Source organism: Blochmannia endosymbiont of Camponotus nipponensis, from assembly GCF_009827135.1.
Taxonomy (GTDB): Bacteria; Pseudomonadota; Gammaproteobacteria; order Enterobacterales; family Enterobacteriaceae; genus Blochmanniella.
Genome location: NZ_CP046534.1, coordinates 291,947 through 316,488 on the forward strand (window position 1 = coordinate 291,947; position 24,542 = coordinate 316,488).

Consider the following 24,542-nt stretch of genomic DNA (forward strand, 5'->3'; position numbering starts at 1 on the left):
ATTTAATTATGTTTACTTACGTTCTTTCGCTACAATATAAACCTCGCTAGACTGAGCCCTAGAAGCATCTGGTTTACGGATCTTTACTATGTTAAATAAAGAATGCACATCACACAAGTATTTATCCAAACCTTTACCTTGAAAAACTTTCACTAAAAAAGCCCCGCCACACATCAATATATTACGACATATATCTAATGCCACATTTCCAAGATGCATAGACTGACTAACATCAATTATCGATATACCAGTTACATTAGGAGCCATATCAGATAACACAATATGAACCTTTCTCTGATCTATCCACATACACAATTCTTTAAAAAAATTAGGATCAGAGCAATCTCCTCTTAAAAAATCAACTCCATCTATACTACGCATAGATAACATATCACACGCTATAATACGTCCTGTAATTCCTATTTTATTTTTTACATACAATGCCCAACCACCAGGCGCTGATCCTAAATCTACTACTGTCATACCAGTGGAAAATAACGATTCCACTTGGTCTATTGCCTCAAGTTTAAACCAAGACCGTGACCTCAATTTCTGCCTTCGTGCTTCTTTTGTATACTGATCTTTGAAATGCTTTTGTAACCATACTGAAGAACGTATAGAACATTTCCTATTCACCATAGCAAACTACTTCTTAAATATTTTTAAGAAATACAATATTAATGAAATAGCAGTCATTTATATTTCCTTCAATCCTTCTTAAATAAAAAAATAAAAAATTTAATATAAAATAGATTCAATTTTTGTACATACCTAGTGTATATATTCTCCTAAAAATTACAAATAACACTTATAAAAAACATATCTAATCTTCAAACATCAAATATTTAAAACTACACAACAATAAAAATATAAATTTACTAATAAATAATACTCATTTGTATCATTTTTATTTTAAAACACCAATTAACACGAATTATGTTACAAACAAAATGTAAATTCCTTAATTTCCATAACTATTCTATTAAATTTTTCAAAAACTAATAAAATCTACAAACATATTCTTAACAATATTTAACCTGAATAATTTTATATCTTATCTCCCCTTTTGGAGTATTAATATGAACAATATCCCCTTCTTTATGACCAATCAAACCCCTGGCAATAGGGGAATGAATAGAAATCATATGCTCCTTGAGATTGGCCTCATCATCCCCCACAATACTATATGTATGTCTATATGCTGTATCCAAGTTTTCAATACCAACCGTAGCACCAAACACTACTCTATCATCAGTAATTAACTTAGTAACATCTATAATATATGCATGAAAAAGTTTAGATTCTATTTCTTGAATACGACCCTCACAAAATCCTTGTTGTTCACGAGCAGCATGATATTCAGCGTTTTCTTTTAAATCACCGTGCCCACGCGCTTCAGAAATATTTTTTATAATTTCCGGACGACGAATATTTTTTAAATAATCTAGTTCTTCTTTTAATTTTTCAGCTCCACGTAAAGTCATAGGTATATACTGCATGTTTTACCTTCATCATATATATTACATACGTTTTGAAAAAATAAACCCATCTATGTAATACTTTACATGATTAACAAAATATTACACATTTCGGTCTTTCAACAACACTACTATATCTAATTTCTAATAATCTGATTACAAACATATTGCTTTAATACATATACACTATCTTATAAATAACCCTTTTCTACAGAAAACATGTAAAATTCTAATACCACAATATTAAAAATCTAAAATTAACAACTATTATGTGTATTATTCATAATACACATAACAAAACTAATTTCACCATACTGTTGTATTATCTTACGCATATGAAGAAATATATTCTTGATTGCTAGTCTGATGATTAATAAACTGCATGATACTATTACATAAGAACAATACATTAATGTTGTGTTTAGAAGATATAGAATAATATCGCCCTTTCCATTTTAAGGCACTAATAATATATTCAATCCTTTTTTCAGCTACATATTTCTCTAGTAAATCTATTTTATTAAAAACTAACCAACAAGGTTTACAAATCAAATGTTCATTATAGTTACTTAACTCGTGTTTAATAGTCACAATATTTTCTAATGGATCAGAGTTATCTACAGGAGCAATATCAATAAAATGTAGCAAAATTTGACAATGTTCTAGATGTTTTAAAAACCGTATCCCTAATCCTGCTCCATTAGAGGCACCTTTAATAATACCAGGAATATCTGCAATAACAAACCTATCATAACTATTAATCTGTACTACACCTAAATGCGGCACCAATGTAGTAAATGGATAATCTGCTACTTTTGGTTTAGCTGATGATACTATACGAATAAAACTAGATTTTCCAGAATTGGGTAATCCAAGTAACCCAACATTTGCTATAAGAAGAGATTCTAATAGCAAATGTTGGGTTACTCCCACAGCCCCATGTGTATTACAAAGTTCTTTACGACAACGTAAAGAATACTTAAAATGTCCATTACCTAAACCATGCCTTCCTCCTGTAGCTACCTTTAAACACTTTTGGTGACTACCCATATCTCCCAATAACTTATCTGTTTTTTGATAACTCACTCTAGTTCCCCACGGAACTTTCACAATAACATCTTTTCCTTTTTTACCAGTACAACCACGACCACGACCACATTGACCATGACCAGCCCTAAAAACACGGTTAGAATAAAAGTAATGTAAAGTATTCATATTAGGATCTGCTAATAACCAAACATCACCACCATCTCCTCCATTGCTACCATTAGGTTTTTTTAAAAAAGATGTTCTCCTTCCTGTTCTTTGAAAACTAACACAACCATTCCCTCCATTACCAGAAACAACCATAATGTTGACCATATCGACGAATTTCATAATATATCTCTAACACATATCTACATTTTATAATATATAAAACCATCGTTTAATAACTTAATATCTGCATATATAATGAAGTGTGTGCATCCTATTAAATCATCTTTTTAATATTTTATTTACTATACGCAACGAATAAAACGCATCATTTTTATTCTTAACAAAAACTCAATTATGAATAATCTAAAAATAACAAAATTACTATAATTTCAATAAAACATACCCAATCTATATATGTTATACACAAAATTATAACATAAGTGTAAATATATAAGTTATAAAAATTACGCGTCTAAATAATACTTAGATTTCCTATATCCCTACCATATTTTGTAACAAAAACTATATCCTAAAATCCAAATGAACACTTAATCTCATTGTCTTAATCACTCCTTTTTACTCCATAAAAAATAATATATCACTGGTAAAATACCAACACTATCATTACTATAATTCTATAACCAAAACTAAAATAGTTCTGATTAAACCCATTTATTTACTTTATATAAAATAATAAAATTAATTATTACATAACAATATTAACAATTTTAAGTTTTTATTCGTCAGAAACAATACTAATAAACCTACGACGCCATGCTCCCTTTTTTTCAAATAAAACTTTTCCAGATTTTAAAGCAAAAAGAGTATAATCTCTTCCACAGCCTACATCCTTTCCTGGATGAAACGTATTGCCACGTTGACGCACAATAATAGAACCTGAAGATACAAACTCACCTCCAAAACGTTTCACTCCTAAACGTTTACTATGTGAATCCCGACCATTACGAGTAGAGCCACCGGCTTTTTTATGTGCCATTTTTATTCCCTATTTTTTAATTATTCAGATTGTAACCATTTATACTTATTATTTGTATAGTTGTAAAACATTGACGATGTCCTTGAAATTTACGAAAATGTTTACGACGTCTAAATTTAATAATCTCTATTTTTCGATCCAAACTTTGAGCGGTAATTTTTGCTATAATTTGCCCTTTTTTTATAAAAGGATCCCCTATAAGCAGGTATTCTTCATCTTTAATAAGTAATATTTGACTAAACATAACTTGATCACCAACGTCAATATCAAGCCTTTCTACATGAATTACCTGACCTTCATTAACACGATACTGTTTACTACCAATTTGAAAAACTGCATACATAAATAATCATCCATCTCTTGTACATAATCTGATATTATTTCTATATACGTTCTTATACATTAAAAAAAACTGTTTCACAACACAATAATAAAATTTACATACATTACTCATAGTATAGTTTAATTTAACATAAGTCATTTTTTGCATATGTAAGTATAATACATTACACCTGACATTTGATAACTATAATAACATCAATGAATATTAACCAAATCTCTGAACTAACTAAACAAGATATGGCGGATGTAAATTCAGAAATCCGCACACGATTAACATCTGACATTACTTTAATTAATAAACTTGTTCAATATATTGTTAATAGCGGCGGAAAACGAATTCGACCAATGATTACGTTATTAATTGCGAGAGCATTACACTATAAAAAAGTACAACATGTTACCATCGCCACGTTAATAGAATTTATTCATACTGCTACTTTATTACATGATGATGTAGTGGATAAATCACATATGAGGCGCGGTAAAATAACTACTAATATGATCTTTGGTAATACTGCTAGTATATTAGTAGGAGATTTTATATATACACGAGCCTTTCAAATGATGACTGAATTAGAATCCTTACGAATATTGTCTTTAATGGCAGATGCTGTTAATATCATAGCAGAAGGAGAAATGTTACAATTAACAAATCGCAATAATCCATCTATTACTATAGATAATTACATGAAAATTATTTACAGCAAAACTGCTCGTTTATTTGAAGTAGCTTCTCAATCATCCGCTATTCTAGCCGATGCCAATGCTTATCAAGAAAAAGCATTACGTAATTATGGACGATACGTAGGAATTGCTTTTCAATTAATTGATGATTTATTAGACTATAATGCATCAGAAACAATATTTGGAAAAAATATTGGAAATGATTTAAATGAAGGAAAACCCACTCTCCCTTTACTACATGCTATTCATCATAGTACTCCAAAACAGGCATTACTTATACGTCAAGCCATAAAACAAGGTAACAATCGCCATTCGTTAAATATCATTCTAGATACAATGAATCAACATGGATCATTAGAATATACTCGACAACGCGCTGAAACAGAAATTAACAAAGCTATTTCTTGTCTTAAAATTTTACCTCCTTCTCCTTATAGACAAGCATTGGCAAGTTTAGCTACTTATGTAATTCAAAGAATCCATTAGTTTTATATTTCAAAAGCTACAAATATATTGAGACCAACAATCATATACACAGAACTCAGAAAACTATAATTGGAATAGCTATCAGCTATAATATGCTTTTTTTCATAAAAATATGAAAAAATCTTTCTTATGCTTATAAGCATACAATCAGCATTGTATACATAATATATTGATTATAAAATATAAATGACATATGATTACTTTTTAATAACTTATTACTTATATATAGGCAATATAGATGTCCTTTCACCAAATTCCGGCAGGAAAAAATATTCCAGAAGACATATATGTTATTATTGAGATTCCAGCTCATTCTGATCCAATTAAATATGAAATTAACAAAAAAACAGGAATAGTATTCGTTGATCGTTTTTTATTAACACCTATGTTTTACCCTTGTAATTATGGCTATATTAATAATACCCTATCCTTAGACGGAGATCCAGTAGATATTTTAGTACCTACTCCATATCCTTTACGATCAGGTTGTGTAATACGTTGTCGACCTATCGGTATACTCAATATGATAGACGAATCTGGAGAAGATGCTAAAATCATTGCAGTTCCTCATGATAAAATATCAGAACAATATTCTTTAATAAAAGATATAAATGATATTCCAGATTTATTACGCAAACAAATCAATCATTTTTTTAAAAATTACAAAGATTTAGATTCTGGAAAATGGGTAAAAATAAAAAGTTGGGGCAACATTAATGCTGCTAAAACAGAAATTTTAAACTCTTTTGAACGTTTTAAAAACAACATATAATTTTATACGTATATATGTTTATATCACACATAATAGGTAATGCTTTATACTATTGCTAAATACAAAATAATTAAAAAGCAAATTTATATAATACATCAATTGCTTGATTGCTTCCAGATGTAACTTCTAAATAGAGTTGTGAACACAAGCAATAACGTGCAGTTATTATTGTCAATAAATCAAAAATACTAACTCCATATTTAATTTGTAAACCGGGAGCGATATATCCGCTTAACGCAACCCACGAAGCAATACCAAAATCTTGAGTATTTAATGTCAACTCTTGCACACCAAATACCTTTCCTATTTTATTAATCAACTTTTCACTACTCTTAATACTTGCTCCAATTAATAAAGACGTCGCTAGATTAGCATCTGTATTAGAAGTTACTACATTGTTGTTCCTATCGAATAAATAAGAAATTACTTCCTGCGGAGAAAAAGACAATGAATTAGAGAAAGTTTCTATTTTGAGTTGACTAAAAATACCAGTAACTCGTATACCAATTACACTCCCATTTTTAATATTAGACGAATCACAAACTGCTTCAACATCAAGATATGGTTGATTTATTGCCCCAGAAAATAGTAATTGTCCCTTTTTTATTATTAAATTTTGTCCATATGCTTGAAAATGACCAGAAGGTATATCAACATTCCCCGTTAATGCTATATGATTGTTATTATATCGAATTCCTAAATTACCCCTTAATTTCATACGCAAACCGAATCCATTGAAATGCACATCATTACCAAGACGCACATTGATATCGGAAGATACAGAAATAAACAAATTTTTAGAATCATCTGAAATAGGTATGAAATTATCATCTAACAAAATTTCCTCTGAAGAAATGCTTATTATATTTTTTGAATATTCCTTCGCCTTAATATAAGCCCAAGGAATTTCTATATTCCCTTGTATATGAATTTTTTTTGAAGTAATAGTACAAATAATATCAGGAGACATTTTTACCATTATATCGGGAGATGCACAAAAATTAACTTGATTGCCTCGTATTTTAAAAAATACACGTATATTACTAATAGAATTAAAATTAATAATATCACCATCTAAATACAACCTACATCCATAATCTGTATCTATTATTCCATTTAATACAGCATGATCCCCAAAAAAATTTATGAATAAGACTCCGTTTTTAAAAAAAAATGGAGTCTTAGGTTGATTAATACTAAAATTTTGTAACCGAGCTGAACCATGAATGCGTAATTGATGTATATATCCATAAAAATGAATATTTAAATTTAATAATCCACTTACAGGTTTTTTCAAGCAAACCAATAAATTACAAAAAGGAACCAACAAAATATTTTTAATCTGCACATTACCCTCTATTTTAGATGTATTGGATAATGTAGTATCTATTCTTAACGTTCCAGAACTTTCATCATCATCTCCAATATTCATACCCCACTTACAATATACATCCTTTTGAGTTAATACAGCCTTTACCTTTATGTTATTAATTTTAATCACAGTAGTCTTTGCTTCTTTGATAGAAGACTTTATATAAAATCGTTTTCCTGACAATGAAATTGTACCCCTAGGTAACAAAGCGCCCCATGTCCAATAACAATTGGTACAATATATACGAACAGCGTTTACACTTATTAATTCTGGCAATAAAATTTTTAAAGAAACTAAATTAAAATTTTTCAATAAATCATTCACTTTATTTAATATGTTAATTTTTAAAACATTAGACACAGGAATTACGCAATCAATACCTTCCCAAAAATGCGAATCAACAATCATTTTCCGAGTTAAATATTGATAAGTAAGAACAACATCCTGCATTAATTTCCACGTTCCTATTGCAGTAATAATACTTGTTTTATAAATTCTACTATTCCAATGTTTATGAACAAAATCTACATGACCACACAATTTTATTTCTCCAGACAACATATCACCATCAGTTATTAAACGTACAAAATGTTGCTTAATATTACCTTTTCCTTGTACAATTAACTTACGTAAAGAAAACATTCCGTATCTTATCTTATCTGCTTGAAAAAAAAATTTGCTTGGTTGACCAACATCACAACAAACGTCGCTATTCACTGTTATTTTATCGATATTAAGATCCTTATCTCTCCAACATAAAGAACATACATCCATGCTCAATAACAATCTAGCACATCTAAAAGGACCATATAATTTAAATTTTCCATATACACTTCCACTTAATTCAGGTACAATTGTACTGAGATCTGGAGCTACAAGCATTATATTACAAACAGACGCTTCTTCCTTTAAGTCTCCTTTTATTTCTAACATGTTAGAGCCCCACTTGATTGATAATGCAGGAATTTTCCATTTCCCAATTGAATTGATATATAATGCGCCTATACATGAGATACGATTATTTTCTATACTCCCATGGAGATTTACGTTGGACACCACTACATCCCAAATATTAGAACACAAACGCCCCTGATTAGTAATATTGCCTGATAATTTGATAGGATATTTCAACCATTTTTGAAAAATATTGATTTTATTTAATACAAATACACTATTCCAACTAATCATATCGTTCCAATTCACCACTCCTTTCATCTCAATATATCCATCCAAAACGGTTGCTCTCAATTTAGAAATAATACAACCATTAACATCTCCTTGAACATCCATAACTATACGTGCTGATGAAAATGTGGCACCACTTAATTTCGAAGTTACTTGAATACAATAATTTCGTACTCCACCATCTAAATAAAAATCAAACTCTTCTACCAAAGCATCATTCTTTCCCAAAAAATAAAGTGGTATTTTTCTGCCCACCACAGATATACTTATAGGCACACCAAATTGCATTATCCTAGTTTTTAATAATACATGCACTGTAGCAATAGCACCTAAAAAATCACATTTAAGGCATAACTCATTATACAACTCCCCCGTAATAACTAATTTTATCTGACTTACATCTCTATTCTCAATATTATCAGAACTGCTGCTAGTATTAATAGCATCACATAAAATATAATTAGCTATGATGTTTATTGGGTAATACTCTTGAAATATTACATTACCTGTTATGTTAAAATAACCGTATGGTAATTTAATGTTCAATTTAATATTTGCAACCTGATTACATAAATATGTTTGTAAAAAAAAATAATTAACTACATAACGATGGTTATATTTATCAAAAATATAACAATTCTCTCCTTTTATATCCTCTACAATGATATTTAAAGGAATATTGCAATAAGACAATGTTGTTAATAATTGATTAGATAATGATCTTAATAAAAACTTTATATTCCAATTACTACTATACCTATATATATTTATCGCGTTAGTTTTAACATTTGACATATTTATATCAGTAATATTTACAACCGCTCCTTTGATATTTACAGGCAACACTGTCAATAAATTATTTTGAAATATCAATCCAGCATCTAATTTTATTAACTCAAATATAACATTATTTACTTTAATACGAGTATTATGCAATGTCACATTTTTTAATATTATAGGAAAGGGAACAGAAAAAATATTATCTTTTTTTATTTTTTCATATCTTTTATGTTCTTTATGTATCATATCAGTTTTATTTATTTTTATATGAACATTTTCTAAAAAAAGATGATCAATATATATCTGTTTATTCCATATACATTTTAGATTTAAAAAAATATTACATTTATCAACGGCAATTGTACCCATTGATGTATTGTATACCATATTATTTATATTGAAATCACCCCACCCGCCAGAAACAGAATCAAATTTCAATCCAGGAATACAATATGTAATACCTGTGAGAGTTAAATATGTTCCTACATTAGTGCCTAATAAAAATATAAAAACTCCACACATCATTACAGTCCATAATAAAAAAATCACACAGATTTTATTTATAAAGCTCATAAATCTGGTCCTAAATTGACGTACAAATATAAAAATCTATGATTTATTTTTCCTCTATGCACCAATGGAGTTGCTATGTCTAATTTTATAGGGCCTATTGGTAATTGCCATCGCACCCCAATACCTATTCCAGATTTAAAATTATTCCATTTAACATCATTAGTAATCTCTCCTGCATCTATAAAAATAGCTCCCCACCATTTACTAATTATATTATATTGATATTCAAATGTAGTAGTAATCAATTTAGTAGCGACATCTATAAAACACTCAGAATTATCACACAGATATAAACATTTATATTTGTATCCACGAATACCACTGTCTACTCTGGAAAAAAATCGTAATGGTAAATTAATAGATGAAAAATTGTTAGTGTCTATCCAACTTAAATTTCCACGAATTAAAAAACGATGTTTTTCTAACAACGTACGAATCCAAGTATTTTGCGCTTGCACAGCAATAAAATTAATATCTGACTTCCAACAATTATTAGATACATGAATTGAGTAACGCTGACTATCCCCCCAATATAACGCGACTTCATCACGTTTCCGAATGCGATATATACTTATCCCCGGATAAATCAATCTTACATTTTTAGTAACACAATTCTTAGAGCACTGATTACAGTACCAGTAGACATTAATTGCACGTTTCCATTGATGAGAACAATTCCAATAACGAGCTACATTCATAGTTACAATACTAGACTGAATCTTATGTGTATCTTCATGTATTAACCCTCCTTGCAATAAATAACATTGCTCTAATGGATTACTAAAAAGTGGAATTTTATAGCTTAAATCGATAAATTGCTCTGAAGTAGATAAACTAAAATTACTTTCTAAACTATGTCCATACGCATTAACCCACGGTTTTTTCCAAATAATTTTAGTGCGTAGACCTGTATCAACAGCATAACCAAACCCAGTTGCAAAATTATTTTTACTGCAAGGATACAGTAAAACATCTAATATTAATTTTTTTTTTGATGACAATGCACATAATCTGAAGAAATCGATACTGACTCGAACCAATTAGTAGAAGAAAGCCGACGATTCAATGCCATAACAGATTCAGCACTATAATATTCTCCTGGGTGTATATTAGATATATTTTTTAAATAATTTTCTTTAATGTGACTACCATGAAATTTAATTCTTTCAAAAACATAACGTTGGCCACTAAAAAAATCTATATTCCAAATACTCTGATGACGAGACGGTATAACAACAAGTTGACTATTTTGAAATTTAGCGTCAAAATACCCTTTAAATAATGCCAAATTATACAGTTTGTTTTTAAACTGTTCATAATCGTTGTGATTTAATTTTTTTCCAATAAAAGACCTACTGTCTTTTACTATTTTCTGATAATCAACATCTTTTATGCCATCTCCACTGAGGATAACATTCACTTCGGTAACTATAACTGGCATTCCAGGTTCAACTTTAATAACTAACAGATCAGGATCTGCTGTATTTAAAGACTGAAATGAAAAAAAAAACAACGTAGGCGCATAATAACCTAATGGACGTAATCCAGATCTAATTGCAGTATCTATTTTTTTTTTCAAACCCGAATCTACATAATTTACATTAGTATTAATATCCGATAATCTTTTACGTACATTATACTCTAATTCACTATCTAATCCTTCTACTCTTAAACTAATATCACTATTACACATCAACGGTATAAATAGATAAACTATCAAATATAATCGTACCATCATATATTTTTATTGTCCTTGCACGTATATTAAATACTAAGTATATAAAATTTTAAATGCAAACAGTATTAATAAACCAATTATAAATATAACATATTTATTAAAAATAAACCTTATCACAAACATCTTATATTATTTGTAAACTATTCAATATAATAAATATACAATTACTAATTTTTTAAAACATACAGTTTTAATTAAAAAAATTAATTTTTATCAATCAAAAAACAACAATTTTCTCATAATAACATATACAAACATGAATATTTCTATTGATTCTCAAATCACCATTCTTTAATTAATATAAAAACTCAATATGTCACATCTCACATGTAAATCTAAGTAATAATCCTGATAAACAAAACTTATAAATTAAAATTTTTAAGTACTGATGATAATTATTAATATCACAATAATATGGATATAAAAATATCAGCATATAATCAGATTAATTTAATGAAACTTGAAAACCTGGATTTAAAAAAGATCGATTAATATTTTTATAATGTAAAGGATTACCATACCAATCATTAACTACAGCACCAGCTGTCATTGCTATTGCATGTCCAGCAGCTGTATCCCAAATTTTAGTATAAGAAAATCTCGGGTAAAATTGTACACTGCCTTCTGCTATCAAACAAAACTTAAATGATGATCCAATATTAATAATTTTATAATTTTTTAATGTTTTTAAATAATTATGCAATTTATATTGATCGTAACATATATTATTACTACGGCTCATCACTACAATTGGATTATGAGATGTACGTACTGAAATATTTAAACGTTTTCCTTGAGAATTAATTTTCCATACTTGCCCATTATCTGCTGCATATAATATATTATACACAGGAACATATACCACTCCCATAATAGGTTGCCCATATTCTATAAGAGCAATATTAACAGTAAATTCACCATTATGTAATAAAAAATCCTTAGTTCCATCTAAAGGATCTATTAACCAAAAACAATTTTTATCTCTACATTCTTTCCATTTAGTGATATCTTCTTCAGATAAAATTGGAATATCAGGTGTCAAATGTTTCAACAAACACATGATAATTTTATGAGAAAATAAATCAGCATTAGTTACAGGAGATGTATCTAATTTTTTATATCTATATAACTTTATACTCCTATTGTAAATTTTCATAACTTCTGCTCCAGCTACGCGAGCAATACAACTTATTTTTTCAACCATTCCATAATGGAATATCATAATAATATATATCCTACTAATTTTTAGTATACTCCTAAATATATATTCACAACATATATCAATAATAAATTTACAAAATCTACGCTTGTTTTTAAGCCACCATATACACTACAATTGTCCGTTAATTAGATATTCTAAAATTTTTTATATAGCTATAAGTAAACAAATTCACACTATATTTTATTATTGTACAAAAGTAATAAATGAAAAAAATCTTTTTTTATAACACATAATAAAAAATTATTACATTATTCGTAGTTATTTACTATTAGAATCTTGGCTAAGAACAACAACGTTTATTTTAGCAAAAATTTCATTATAAATGTGAATATATACATTGTATGTGCCAATAGTTCTTAATACATCATGATTAGGTAACCTAATCTGAGATTTATAAATATTAAGACCAGAAGCTTTTGTGATAGCAGTAGCTATATCACGAGCACCAATAGAACCAAATAATTTCCCTTCCACGCCTGATTTAACTCTAATAATAACACTACCTAATTTATTAATTGTTTCTGCATAAAATTCAGCTTTATTCTGTGCTTCCACAGCTTTAGTTTGCAATTCAAGCTGTTTTGCTTTATATATTTCGAGATTTTTTTTTGTAGCTTGCATTGCTTGAGATTTTGGTATTAAAAAATTTCGCGCATAACCCGCCCGTACTGTAATTTCTGAACCTATACTTCCAAGTTTGTCAATATTATTTAGTAATATAACTTTCATTATCACTCCCATTATAACATATAAAATTATATTAATCCAACAATCCAAATTACTGATGATGATCAGTATACGGCAACAAAGATAAATAACGTGCCCTCTTAATAGCACGAGCTAATTGTCTTTGGTATTTTGCCCGTGTTCCAGTAATTCTACTTGGAATAATCTTTCCGCTCTCTATAATAGAATACTGTATTGTAACGAGATCTTTATAATCAATATTAATACATTTTTCTGCCGTAAATCTACAAAATTTACGATGACGTAAAAAGCGTCCCATAACTAACTCCATATGTCCAATGTAAATGTTTGTATACATTTAATTATTGTGTTATAATCAGTTATGTTACTTTTATAATCAACATACGTAACACAACAAATTTATACACCTGCAATACTATTTATTCTAAAAATTCACAAAAATTAATTAAATAAATATAATATCTAAATATTTCTTTATGAAAACATGCAATTTACTTCATGATTAAAATACACACATTATATATATTAGTTGTTCTGTGTACCAATCACATGACACTCTCGGTTCTCTTCCTTCTTCTGCATCATAGGAGATGGATCAATTATCGCATACTTAGTCCTAATGATCATAGTACGCAAAATAGCATCATTAAACCGAAAAGCATCATTCAATTCTGTAAGAGTATCCTGAGACACTTCTATATTCAATAACACATAATAAGCTTTATTCAACTTTTTAACTGGATATGCTAATTGACGACTCCCCCAATTTTCTGTACGATGAATTTTTCCTCGAGCATTAACAACTATTTCTATATAGTTATTAATTATACTGGAGATTTGTTCGTTGCAATCAGGATGTACCATAAGAACTATTTCGTAATGACGCATTACTGTATTCCTTTCATTCTAAAATTTTTCACCTTATTTAAATTAATAATATTCTTATAACAAATTATAAAATATTCACTTTATTTATGTATTCTACCCGTAAACAACTTTGTTTAATATAAATTTGCACAACATCAAATTTCCATGATTCATCGCAATACCATATAATATTAATCGATTATACTATTTAAATTTCTCACGTTGTCTTAATGCTTCAAACAAACATATTCCTGTAGCCACTGAAACATTAAGTGATTCTGCAGCCCCTAACATAGGAATAGTAATTAGTTCATCACAATTTTTCTGAGTCAAATAACGAATACCATTCCCTTCGGAACCCATTACAAAAGCCAACGGTCTAATTAATTTACTTTCAAAAATGAAACGTTTAGATTGCACAACAGTACCAATAATCCAAATATTATTTTTTTGAAGTAATCGTAATGTCCTCACTAAATTAGTTACTTGCATAAAAGGTATATGATCTACAGATCCACTGGCTACTTTTCTAACCGTACCATTTACAGATGCTGAACGATCACGTGGTACAATAACCATATGTGCTCCAGCTGCATCTGCAGATCGCAAACATGCTCCTAAATTATGTGGATCAGTGATGCCATCTAATATAACCAACAATGGTATAGTTTTACATTTCATTAAAAAATTAGGTAAATCACTTTCTTGTATACAATATTTTTTAGCTATTTTAGCAACAATACCTTGATGCAACGCACCTTGCACTTGAATATCTAACCGTCGACGATCACATTTTTGAATGCTAATTTTATATTGTTTTATTTGATCAATTAATACCCGTAAACGCAAATCCTTAGATTTTAAAGAAACATACACAGATAAAATTCGCTTTGAATGATTATCTAAAACAGATTTTACAGCATGTATACCATACACTAATTCGCACATTTTATATATTAAAACAATTGTTTCAGCACACAATTTTCAAATATCCTAAAATATTTACATATCCATACTCTATTACTAAAATTGTCAATTATAAATTATCATAAATAACATATAAATATTTCAGATTTAAAAAATTTTATTTATCAATAAAAAAATCATCTACTACTTAGTAGTAAGTATCAGTTCCTTATATTAATTAAGAATCGAACGGATTACGTAACACTATCATTTCAGAACGCTCTGATCCAGTAGAAATAATATTTATAGGAATCCCTATGATTTCTTCTATACGCCTAACATAATACTGTGACTTCTCAGGAAGTTTATGAAACACCGTAATACCTACGGTATTTTTCATCCATCCAGGTAACACTTCATACACAGGTTCTAAATGTTCTAATTCTTCCGCAGAAGAGGGAAAATTATATATTACTTGTCCATTTTTCCTACGATAAGCGACACAAATTTTTATCTCTTCTAAACCATCTAAAATATCAAGTTTTGTTAAACAACACGAAAAAAAAGCATTAATCCTTATAGAATACCGTACCGCCACCGCATCAAACCAACCAATACGACGACGACGTCCAGTAGTAGAACCAAATTCATTACCGTTAATGCACAACCAATTCCCTATATCATTCGATAATTCTGTAGGAAAAGGACCAAAACCAACACGGGTAGAATATGCTTTTATAACACCTAAAATATAATCAATACAATTAGGTCCCATTCCCACACCCACACTAACACCTCCAGAAACAGTATGAGTGGCAGTGACATAAGGATATGTCCCATGGTCAACATCCAATAAACTACCCTGAGCTCCTTCAAATATAACCGCATCGCCTCGTTTTAAAGCATTATCCAATAACTCCGGCACATCCACAATCATATCCATCAAGAAATCATATACTGCAATAACTTCATCTAAAACCATCTGGTAATTGACAGGTTGCGTCTTATAATAATGAACTAATTGAAAATTATAATAACTAACCACATCTTTTAGTTTATTTTTAAAATTATTTAAGTTATATAAATCACCTACTCGCAACGCACGCCGTGCAACTTTATCTTCATAAGCTGGTCCAATACCACACCCTGTAGTACCAATGGCTTTAGATACTTGATGCTTTTCTCTAGCTAAATCCATTGCAACATGATACGGCAATACTAAAGGACAAGATGTAGCGACAAATATGCGTTTACACGTGACCACGCCTACTTCTTGTAACATTTGAATTTCTTTTATTAAAGAAACTGGTGATAACACAACACCGCTAGCAATAATGGTAGTGACATGATCATGCAAAATTCCAGAAGGAATTAAATGTAAAGTAATTTTCTTACGGCCCACCGTAATAGTATGACCAGCATTATGCCCTCCTTGATAACGGACCACATACCGAGCTTGAGAAGTTAACCAATCCACTATCTTCCCTTTACCCTCATCACCCCATTGAGCTCCTAACACAGCAACGGTTCTAACCATACCCTAAAATCACCTTTCCAATGTAAAAATTATTACTAATAAATACTAGATACATATATTCTATTTTCCATATCATATAATCATATATTATTTATCAAACAAAAAATCATAACTACTCAGCACATATACACCACTTTCACTACACAACTAATTATTAATATTTGACAATCCTTTTGGTGATTTCATAAAACGTAAAAAATCAGTTTCTGCACTTAATACCATAAGATCGTTGTTGTTTTTCTTGAAACTATTTTCATATGCACGTAAAGTACGTACTAAAGCATAAAATGATGGATCTTCATTAAAAGCAGTAGCATATAATTTAGCAGTTTCTGCATCAGCTTCACCTCTAATAATTAAAGATTGACGTTTAGCTTCAGCTAAAGTACGTGTTACTTCATAATCTGCTGTAGCACGTAATTTCTCTGCTTCTTCCCGTCCCTGTGACCTATGACGTCTAGCAACAGCATCACGCTCTGCGCGCATACGCTGATAAATTGCATCAGACACTTCTGTCGGCAAATTAATTTGCTTAATCCGCACATCTACTATCTCAATACCCAATGCAGCCATACTATTTGGATTAATTACATCAGAAACACGATATTGTTCTTTCGTTGAAATATCACTATCTTTTAAAAAAAAATTAAATCTTTTTATCTCTTTGGAATGAAATGCCGGTATTTCTTCCCCTGAAGTACCATTATTTAATGATACACAAACATCAGTCATCAATTGATTGCGTGAATCGGTTACAATACCTTGAACATTTAATCTTCCTAATTCTGAACGTAAACGATCATAAAATTTTCGTTTTATTAATACTTCTGCTTGAGCAATATCACCCCCTCCTGTTGCCAAATAATATCGACTTAAATCACTAATACGCCATTTAACATAAGAATCAATAATCAAATCCTTTTTTTCCATAGTAACAAAACGATCCGCTTGATTATCCATAGTTTGAATACGTGAATCTAAAATTTTAATCGTCTCAATAAATGGAATTTTTATATGTAGTCCAGGATTATAAATTAATGGATTATTATCTGTATCACGTAACACCTTATCAAAACGTAATATAATACCTTTATGCCCCTCTTCTATCGAAAATAAAGAAAAAAACAAAACTACTATTACACATATAATAAATGAAAAAACATTTCGGAACATTTATGACTCTCTCCCTTTACGCACAATATCAACACGTTGTATATTATCCTGTCTTTGACCTAATATTTTTTCTTCAGGTATAGTATTAATATGACGAGATAGTTGACGATTATTTTTTGATATTAACTGTGAATGATCAATATTAGAATCACTAGTAGCACATGTTTGATGTAAGTTAAAAGTATCATCGATGTTATCAACACTATCAGAATATGATACCGTATTGCTATTATCTTTTATTTGTTTCACTCGACCTGAAGGCAATAATAATACATTTTGAGTATTTTTTGAATTTATAAATATTTTTCTAGTATTACTTAATACACGTTCCATGGAATTTATGTATAATCTTTCACGAGTAATTTCAGGAGCCGCTTTATATTCTGGCAAAATTTTAGAAAATCTTTGTACTTCTCCTTGCGCTTCTAAAATAGTACGTGCTTTATACGCACGACCTTCCTCTAAAATACGCTGCGCGTGCCCATTAGCACGTGGTTGCACTTCATTAGCATACGCTTCAGCTTCACGAATATATTGTTGTTCATTTTCCCGAGCAGCAATAGCATCATCAAACGCTGCTTTTACCTCTTCTGGGGGACGAGCTGTTTGAAAATTTACGTCTAACAAAGTAATACCCATATTATAAGGAAGTATAGTTTTCTCTAAAACTCTTCGAGTATCACTACGTACCACCGTACGTCCTTCTGTTAAAATACGATCCATATTATATTTTCCAATAACCCCACGCAAAGCACTATCAGTAGCTTGACGCAAGCTATCATCAGCATCAATAACATTAAATAAATAATTTTTTGGCTCAGTTATACGATATTGCACATTCATCTCTACTCGAACTACGTTTTCATCTGAAGTTAACATCATACCAGAAGCCGCCAATTCACGTACCGACTCTACATTTACCGGTATTACTACATCAAAAAAAGTAGGTTTCCAATTTAACCCTGGTTGTACTAAATGATGATATTTCCCAAATCTTAAAACTACTCCACGCTCCGCCTCTTTAATCGTGTACAAACCACTAACAACCCAGACAAACATAATAATCATCAACATTAAAATTATAAAAAATTTTTTATTTTTAGAAAATTTCTCCAAATCTTTATTTTGATTACTAAATATACTGAATTTATCAGTTATTTTATCTAAATATTTATCTGAATTTAATATACTAAATTTAGATTTCTTCTTATCCTGAGAAGAAGAACGATCCACATCGTTCTTATCATGATGCCCCCATGGATCATGAATATACTTATAGTTATTGAAATAATTACAAACCATATTTTCCTCACATATTACATGAACGAAATACACTATTCTTCTTTATTTTAACAACATCAAACAATATAATCTGTCAATAATTTATTATTTTTTAATAAACGATTCCAATCTACTGAAGATACATATATTTTTAATCTAATATAATTATGATCTTCGACCCAATATTCTTTAACAATTTGAGACCTATATAACTGCTGACATAAATCACTATTTATAGGCATTCGTAACTCATAAGAAATCATATCATTTGATAGTAATTCATTAATAACTTGTGTTAACAAAAAAATACCTAAATCATTTTGAGCTGATATCCACACTCGCACTGGATAACCATCATTATCTCGATCAATACGTGGTACCATCTTTTTTAACTGATCTATCTTATTCATTACCAAAAGCATTGGAATATTACGGATATTCATACTATTTAATACATAATGCACCGTGTTAATGTTTTTTTCAAATCTTTCATTAGCAACGTCTACAACATGTAATAGTAAAGTCGATTGTATCGTTTCCTGTAAAGTTGCTTTAAAAGAAGATATTAAACCTCTCGGTAAATTTTGGATAAAACCTACTGTATCCACTAATATAATATTATGTGCTCCCTTATACATAATACGTCTGCATGTAGGATCGAGAGTCGAGAACAGTTTTTCTTCTACGTACACATGTGATGCTGTCATTGCATTAAATAAAGTAGATTTTCCAGCATTTGTGTACCCTACTAAAGAAACAGTAGGAATTCCAATTCTAAAACGATGACGTCTACTCTGCTCTCTTTGATTCTCTATTTTTTTTAAACGTAATAACACCTGGAGAATCTCTTTACGTAATAAACGACGATCGCTTTCTAATTGCATCTCTCCCGAACCCCCTCTCAAACCAATACCTCCCTTTTGACGCTCAAGATGACTCCATTCATGCACTAAACGAGAATTTAAATGCCGCAATTGAGCTAACTTCACTTGCAATTTGCCTTCATATGTACGCGCACGTCGTGCAAAAATATTAAGAATTAATTGATTCCTATCAATTATACTACATTGTAATAAACTTGTAAGATTTCGTTCTTGATGAGGAGATAAAATACAATTGAACAATACAACAGATACAAAATTATTTTTAATTATTTGTTCCAGTTCTAATACCTTTCCAATTCCGATAAAATATTTAGCATTACAAGTTTTGTAATTATTAGTAATAACATCTAATATTTTCATACCTGCTGTAGACGCCAAAGACAAAAATTCTTGTAAATTGAAATTTTCATCTTCTTTTTTTTTATAAGAAAAAGTATGCACTAATATAGCTTGCACATTAAAATCACTTAAATCAACCAACCAAAACCACTCCACAATAAATTATACATAACCACATATAGCAACTATTCATTATTTTTTAACACACTATATATTAACAAAATTTAATAATACTAACATTGACAAACTACACACGAAAAATACATAAAAATATTTGAAATAAATAATCAAACTACGGTTTTGTTACAAACACGACTAACATAATCCGAGATAACACGAAAAGGTACAATAGTAGATACAGCATGCGTATAAATCATTTGATTAACTGTATTTTTTATACAATATCATAAATATATCAAAAATAAAATCTCTCCCTTATAATTTAATACCATTTATTAAATAAGTAAAATCCGAGATGCACTCTCAACGTAATATATTTAAAAAATGAAATTTATAATAATTAAACTTTATTCATTTTTTAATTTCCTTAAAAACTAGTTTTTTATCATTTTAAATATCCAAATCAGTCATATCAATTTAGTATATCAGATAAATTTTTAGTTAATATCTTTGATATAATATCAACCGACTCACACAAGTTATTACTATCTAACCACCGCAAATCTGGCCACTTGCGCAACCAAGTTAACTGATGTTTTGCAAATCGCCGAGTAGCACAAATTCCTTTAATTATCATCTGATCATAGCCAATATCACCAGATAAATATTCCCACATCTGACGATAACCGACACAACAAATAGATGACTTTATTCCTTTTGTGTGCAAATCGGGCCTATCAAATAATATACTAACTTCATTCTCAAACCCAACATCTAACATTCTATAAAAACGTTGCTCAATTCGTTTATTTAAAATATCACGACTTGAAGGAACAACAGCGAACTGATATAATTGATATTTCAGTTTTTGATTATTAATTGATTTTAATTCAGTACACGTTCTACCAGAAATAAAAAAAATTTCTAATGCTCGAATTATTCTTTTATGATCATTTAAATGGATTTTATTAGCCGAAATAGGATCAATACGTTTCAATAGAGCATACATATTTACCCATCCTATTCTCTGTGCTTCACATTCTAAATCATCACGAATTTTTTGATTAGTTGGTGGTAAAAAAAACAATCCTTCCATCAAAATTTTAAAATATAACATTGTTCCACCAACTAGCAAAGGTATACGTCCGGATTTTATAATTTTTTCTATTTCACTATTTGCATCACAAAAAAAATCTGCTGCTGAATAACATTCGACGGGATCACGAATATCTATCAATTTATGTGGAGCTAGTTTTAACTCTTCAGGAACAGGCTTAGCTGTACCAATATTCATACCACGATACACCAAAGCCGAATCAACACTGATAATATCTATTTTTACTTCTCTTTTTTTCAAAGCTATAGCTAAACTTGTTTTTCCAGAAGCCGTAGGACCCATTAAAAATATAATTGATGGCTGATTTTTAATACTATTATTCCTTAACCTATGCAACATAAAAATGTTATTACCTTAAATCATTGCCATAATTTACTAATCAACTTCAATCATTTCAAAAAATATTTTGATCTTTACATTAAGCGTATATGATAGATATTAACAATAATTTATTAAAAAAATCAAATCACATAATCACTGATTTATATAAAAGTGCTATTTATCATGCATTAATCTGCAGTAATAAGTGTGTTTATCTCATGAATGACCCAATAGTTTTTTCTGTGGCATAACGAAATAAGAACATAAACCCTTATATAAAGCATTAGCTATTTTCTCTTGATAACCATTATTCGCAAGCAAACACTCCTCTTTCACGTTACTAATAAATCCAGTTTCTACTAAAATAGATGGAATATCAGGAGATCTTAATACACCAAAACTAGAATACTCAGGTATATTCTTATGTAAATGAGCGACATTCTTTAATTGGAGTAACACATGAGCCGCAATATCATATCCTACCCGTTGAGCGTAACCAAATTGTAAATCTAAAACTAAATGATTAAAATACGGATCACTGCGGTAACTAGTTAGTATATCTCCCAATCCTCCCAATAACTCTGCATGTTTTTCGCTACACTGCAACCAATGCATCATTTCACTTTTAGCACGCCTATTAGATAACACCCAAACTGATGCTCCTCTAACATTAGCATTTAAAGTAGAATCCGCATGAATAGAAATTAATATATTTGCTCCTCTCTTTCGGGCCAAATCAGAACGCTCCATAACCGATAAAAAATAGTCTCCGTCTCGGATCATAACAGCTCTGAAGCTCGGATCCAAATCCAATAATATTTTTAATTTCTTAGCTATATTAATTGTAACATTTTTCTCATATATTCCATGATATCCTGTGGCTCCTGGATCTTGTCCACCATGTCCTGCATCAATAGCCACAATAATAGGGGCGAATGTTACTTGCCTATTATGATTCTGTTTTTTTATGAATTGTGTGTCTATTATTCTTTTTGGATGATTTATCGCATGATTTGAATAAACGGAAGTTTTCCGATCTGTAACAGATGATATCTTATGAATATTTGTATCAGATCTAGTAAATACTTTTTTTTTTAAAATTGTCAATATAATATGATAATTATCTTGTATTTGTTTTTGTGTAATCGTTCCTATATTCGCGGGAGAACTTAAATCCAATACAATACGTATACTTTGATGATTAACAGATGTATTTGTTCGAATACATTTAACTAAATTAATACCATTAAAATGTATTGGAAATATATTATTTTTCGCTTTAGATTCTTTTAAAAGGTCTATTACAATCCTTTCTGGATTATGCAAAGAGAACACCATATATACAGGGAAAGCATTGCAATCTAATATTACCGTGGCTTGATTTACATTATTTGTCACAGAAATCGCACTAAGAGTAGATGCTATAACTAATTCGAAATATAAATATTTCGAAAATATCATCATGACAAAAATTATGTCGTACTTCCACTTCATGTATCCAATTTCCAATATACTAACAAAGCATCTAGCATGCTGTGACCTAAATTACTGAAAGATTCTATAATCACTTGCCTAGATTCTTTATGTTCATGATAATTTATCGTCACTGAAATATCTTCTGTCGGTAACATTCCCATCCCTTTTTTTGGCCATTCTATTAAACATATGGCACGACCATCAAAATAATCTCTTATTCCCATGCACTCAAGATCTTCTGAAGAATTTAACCGATAAAAATCACAATGAAATACATACCAACGCGCTAAAGTATAAGATTCAATCAAAGTATAAGTTGGACTATTTACATGTCCAATATGCCCTAATTCATTTAAAAAACCTTTACAAAAAACAGATTTTCCTGACCCTACATAGCCATTTAAATAAATCACACAACCTGGAGCACAAACTGTAGCTAATGTAGCACCTAACAACAGGGTTTCCGATTCATCAAATAATATCAATACACATTTATTCATTGTTAATATAATTCAAAATCTTACGCAAACAAAATACCTTATAGACAAAAGATATCAAATCCTAACATAAACACTTGCTTTTATACATTTTTAAAAAATATAAAAATATACATAAAATTTTTCGAAAAATATTAAAATCATAAAATATATTAATATATTTACCTAAACTAAAATAAAAATTAACAGTATATATAAAATATATAATATGTAATATATACACACCTAAAAAAATCAATTTATGTTATAATAAACTTGTTATATTAAGACATTGATCTTTCGGATCAAAATATATTTTATATAAAAAATAAAATAATAGATATTTAAAATCGTATGTATTAATAAAATACAGTATACATTGCTAATATTCTCACAAAATTAACACATAATCACATGTCAATATGACATGTATCAATGACGAATCTCATCATTCATAGTAATGAATACACATATTTTAATTATGTAAAAACTACATAAAATTCATAATTTA

Annotated in this window: 22 protein-coding genes and 1 pseudogene; 2 read left to right on the forward strand and 21 right to left on the reverse strand. The window is 29.3% G+C overall.

The features are described from left to right. Positions 1-12: 12 nt before the first annotated feature. The 5 genes from rlmE to rplU form a co-directional block, all read right to left on the reverse strand. Positions 13-639 carry a 23S rRNA (uridine(2552)-2'-O)-methyltransferase RlmE gene (rlmE, locus tag GN161_RS01240; RefSeq protein WP_159714837.1) on the reverse strand — a complete coding sequence of 209 codons (627 nt, stop codon included), beginning with the start codon at positions 637-639 and terminating at the stop codon, positions 13-15. A gap of 383 nt (positions 640-1,022) precedes the next feature. Continuing rightward, positions 1,023-1,499, reverse strand: a complete 477-nt coding sequence (greA, locus tag GN161_RS01245) for a transcription elongation factor GreA (protein ID WP_159714839.1) — start codon at positions 1,497-1,499, stop codon at positions 1,023-1,025. 306 nt (positions 1,500-1,805) lie between these two features. Next, on the reverse strand, positions 1,806-2,855 hold the full coding sequence (obgE, locus tag GN161_RS01250) for a GTPase ObgE (protein WP_159714841.1): 1,050 nt from the start codon (positions 2,853-2,855) through the stop codon (positions 1,806-1,808). A 556-nt stretch (positions 2,856-3,411) separates the two neighbouring features. Further along, positions 3,412-3,672: a 50S ribosomal protein L27 gene (gene rpmA, locus GN161_RS01255; protein ID WP_159714843.1), complete on the reverse strand. Its 261-nt coding sequence runs from the start codon at positions 3,670-3,672 to the stop codon at positions 3,412-3,414. A 16-nt stretch (positions 3,673-3,688) separates the two neighbouring features. Further along, complete coding sequence (gene rplU, locus GN161_RS01260) at positions 3,689-4,015, reverse strand: 50S ribosomal protein L21 (RefSeq protein ID WP_159714845.1); 327 nt, start codon at positions 4,013-4,015, stop codon at positions 3,689-3,691. A 197-nt stretch (positions 4,016-4,212) separates the two neighbouring features. Between rplU and ispB the strand changes: the two genes are divergently transcribed. After that, positions 4,213-5,184 carry an octaprenyl diphosphate synthase gene (gene ispB, locus GN161_RS01265; protein WP_159714846.1) on the forward strand — a complete coding sequence of 324 codons (972 nt, stop codon included), beginning with the start codon at positions 4,213-4,215 and terminating at the stop codon, positions 5,182-5,184. Between the two features lie 238 nt (positions 5,185-5,422). Further along, positions 5,423-5,956, forward strand: coding sequence for an inorganic diphosphatase (gene ppa, locus GN161_RS01270; RefSeq protein WP_159714848.1), 534 nt, complete (start codon positions 5,423-5,425; stop codon positions 5,954-5,956). 70 nt (positions 5,957-6,026) lie between these two features. Here ppa and tamB read toward each other — a convergent pair whose 3' ends face one another. The 16 genes and pseudogenes from tamB to tsaE form a co-directional block, all read right to left on the reverse strand. After that, complete coding sequence (gene tamB, locus GN161_RS01275; RefSeq protein ID WP_236840113.1) at positions 6,027-9,818, reverse strand: autotransporter assembly complex protein TamB; 3,792 nt, start codon at positions 9,816-9,818, stop codon at positions 6,027-6,029. A 44-nt stretch (positions 9,819-9,862) separates the two neighbouring features. Next, positions 9,863-10,867: an autotransporter assembly complex protein TamA gene (locus GN161_RS03275; RefSeq protein WP_236840114.1), complete on the reverse strand. Its 1,005-nt coding sequence runs from the start codon at positions 10,865-10,867 to the stop codon at positions 9,863-9,865. Then, complete coding sequence (locus GN161_RS03280; protein WP_236840115.1) at positions 10,846-11,604, reverse strand: autotransporter assembly complex protein TamA; 759 nt, start codon at positions 11,602-11,604, stop codon at positions 10,846-10,848. Before GN161_RS03280 ends, GN161_RS03275 begins: the two co-directional genes overlap by 22 nt. Positions 11,605-12,049: 445 nt before the next feature. Continuing rightward, the gene (gene cysQ / locus GN161_RS01285; protein ID WP_159715526.1) at positions 12,050-12,808 is read right to left on the reverse strand and encodes a 3'(2'),5'-bisphosphate nucleotidase CysQ; all 759 of its coding nucleotides are present in this window, start codon (positions 12,806-12,808) and stop codon (positions 12,050-12,052) included. Between the two features lie 276 nt (positions 12,809-13,084). Further along, complete coding sequence (gene rplI / locus GN161_RS01290; protein WP_159714852.1) at positions 13,085-13,555, reverse strand: 50S ribosomal protein L9; 471 nt, start codon at positions 13,553-13,555, stop codon at positions 13,085-13,087. A 49-nt stretch (positions 13,556-13,604) separates the two neighbouring features. Then, entirely contained in the window at positions 13,605-13,832 is a 228-nt protein-coding gene (gene rpsR, locus GN161_RS01295) for a 30S ribosomal protein S18 (protein ID WP_159714854.1), read from the reverse strand. A gap of 227 nt (positions 13,833-14,059) precedes the next feature. Further along, entirely contained in the window at positions 14,060-14,422 is a 363-nt protein-coding gene (gene rpsF, locus GN161_RS01300; RefSeq protein WP_159714856.1) for a 30S ribosomal protein S6, read from the reverse strand. A gap of 183 nt (positions 14,423-14,605) precedes the next feature. Continuing rightward, complete coding sequence (gene rlmB, locus GN161_RS01305; protein WP_159714858.1) at positions 14,606-15,349, reverse strand: 23S rRNA (guanosine(2251)-2'-O)-methyltransferase RlmB; 744 nt, start codon at positions 15,347-15,349, stop codon at positions 14,606-14,608. A 196-nt stretch (positions 15,350-15,545) separates the two neighbouring features. Beyond that, positions 15,546-16,844, reverse strand: a complete 1,299-nt coding sequence (locus GN161_RS01310; RefSeq protein WP_159714860.1) for an adenylosuccinate synthase — start codon at positions 16,842-16,844, stop codon at positions 15,546-15,548. A gap of 147 nt (positions 16,845-16,991) precedes the next feature. Beyond that, positions 16,992-18,017: a protease modulator HflC gene (hflC, locus tag GN161_RS01315; protein ID WP_159714862.1), complete on the reverse strand. Its 1,026-nt coding sequence runs from the start codon at positions 18,015-18,017 to the stop codon at positions 16,992-16,994. Beyond that, a complete protein-coding gene (hflK, locus tag GN161_RS01320) occupies positions 18,018-19,319 on the reverse strand; it encodes an FtsH protease activity modulator HflK (RefSeq protein ID WP_159714864.1) in 1,302 nt (433 codons plus the stop codon). 56 nt (positions 19,320-19,375) lie between these two features. Next, on the reverse strand, positions 19,376-20,662 hold the full coding sequence (hflX, locus tag GN161_RS01325; protein ID WP_159715528.1) for a ribosome rescue GTPase HflX: 1,287 nt from the start codon (positions 20,660-20,662) through the stop codon (positions 19,376-19,378). A 146-nt stretch (positions 20,663-20,808) separates the two neighbouring features. After that, positions 20,809-20,998 (reverse strand): annotated as a pseudogene (locus GN161_RS01330) (RNA chaperone Hfq). A 115-nt stretch (positions 20,999-21,113) separates the two neighbouring features. After that, the gene (miaA, locus tag GN161_RS01335; protein WP_159714866.1) at positions 21,114-22,097 is read right to left on the reverse strand and encodes a tRNA (adenosine(37)-N6)-dimethylallyltransferase MiaA; all 984 of its coding nucleotides are present in this window, start codon (positions 22,095-22,097) and stop codon (positions 21,114-21,116) included. A 198-nt stretch (positions 22,098-22,295) separates the two neighbouring features. Beyond that, a complete protein-coding gene (locus GN161_RS01340) occupies positions 22,296-23,543 on the reverse strand; it encodes an N-acetylmuramoyl-L-alanine amidase (protein WP_236840117.1) in 1,248 nt (415 codons plus the stop codon). Positions 23,544-23,569: 26 nt separating this feature from the next. Continuing rightward, a complete protein-coding gene (tsaE, locus tag GN161_RS01345; RefSeq protein WP_420021885.1) occupies positions 23,570-24,040 on the reverse strand; it encodes a tRNA (adenosine(37)-N6)-threonylcarbamoyltransferase complex ATPase subunit type 1 TsaE in 471 nt (156 codons plus the stop codon). Positions 24,041-24,542: the final 502 nt, after the last annotated feature.